Genomic DNA, 1,604 nt, shown 5'->3' with positions numbered 1-1,604 from the left:
CTCGACACCTCGAAGCGTGGAGAACGGCCGCCTCCGCTGTCCCGGGAAACACCGCAGATCAGCAGGTCGGGTGACGAGCGAGGTTAAACGTCAAGATCAGCGTGGGTATGTCGCGGTGGCAGGTGGGGCAGGCGCCGGTCCAGAGGACGAGCAGTGTCTGGAGCTCGCGGACGACTTGGTAGAGGCTCAGGCCGGCGCTGCGTCTTTTGGGGCCCGAGCCAGTCGTTGCAGGGTGCAGAAGGCGTGCGCGACGGAGACGAGGGTGACGTGGGGGTGCCAGCCGCCCCAAGTGCGGCCCTCGAAATGGGCCAGGCCCAGGGCCTGTTTCATCTCCCGGTAGTCGTGCTCGATGCGCCAGCGGAGCTTGGCGAGGCGGACCAGGGTGGTCAGCGGGGTGTGGGCGGGCAGGTCGGACAGCCAGAACTGCACTGGCTCGCTCTCGTCGGCGGGCCATTCGGCCAGCAGCCAGCACCCGGGCAGTTCCGGGCCGTCGGTGGCCCGCCGGATCTCGCGTCCGGCGGGCCGGATGCGCAGGGCCACGAAGCGGGAGTACATGCGCTTGCGGCCGGAGCGCCCGGTGCCGGGCCGGGACCCCTCGCGCCACTGCACCGGCCGTGCGGCCTTCCGGCCCGCCTCGATGACCAGCTCTTTCACCGACCGGGGCGGGTCGGGGTACTTCGGGACGGGCGGGCGTCCGTTCCCCAGACAGGGGGCCGTCACCACTTCGGCGCAGCCGCTCTGGGCCGACAGCGTGGTGGAGATTCACACCACGTAGTGCATGCCCCGGGCATTCAGGCCGAGCCGGAACGCCGCCGCGTCGCCGTATCCGGCGTCCGCGACGGCCAGCGGCACCTCGATGCCCCAGGAACGTGTCTCGTCGGCCATGTCCAGGGCGAGCTGCCACTTCTCCACATGACCGACGTCGTCGGGGATGCCACAGGACCGGCGGCGGGCGGCCTTGTCCGGGTCCGCCTTCGGCGAGGTGGGATCCCAGGTCTGTGGCAGGAACAGCCGCCAGTTGACCGCTGCCGAATCGTGACCGGACGCCAGGTGCAGCGAGACGCCCACCTGGCAATTGGTGACCTTGCCCGCGGTGCCCGTGCACTGCTGCGACACACACGCCGAGGCGTTGCCGTCCTTGAGGAACCCAGTGTCGTCGAAGATCAGCGCGGTCGGCCGGACCTCCGCTTCCATCCTCCAGGCCAGACGCGCCCGGACGTGGGCCGGATCCCACGGGCTGGTGGTGATGAAGTGGGCCAGCGCCTGGCGGTTGCCGTCCTCGCCAAGCCGAGCGGCCATCGGCTCGACCGACTTACGCTTACCGTCGGTCAGCAGCCCCCGCAGATACACCTGCCCCCACCGGCGCTGGTCATTGCGCGCGAACGGCTCGAACACCTCCGCCACGAACACCTCCAACTCACCACGCACCGCAGCCATCTCGTCCGGAGTCACACCACATCAACGCCACACCGGAACCGAAGGACACGCATCAGCACAACCGACCTGACCAAGCCCTACTAGTGTCCTGCGCCGGAAATAGCGAGACTAAGTCTGTATGCTGTTTTCATGGTGTCTCGGGGTCCTCGTGCTGTTGAAGTCGTGCT

At 68.8% G+C, this 1,604-nt stretch carries 1 pseudogene; it reads right to left on the bottom strand.

What is annotated here, in order from left to right:
- Positions 1-186 precede the first annotated feature (186 nt).
- Positions 187-1,452, bottom strand: a pseudogene (locus AC07DW_RS34435) (IS701 family transposase).
- Between the last annotated feature and the right edge of the window lie 152 nt (positions 1,453-1,604).

The organism is Streptomyces sp. NPDC045701 (assembly GCF_056432045.1).
The sequence above is the reverse complement of the archived record's forward strand: the minus strand, read 5'-3'. Positions and strand labels throughout refer to the sequence as shown.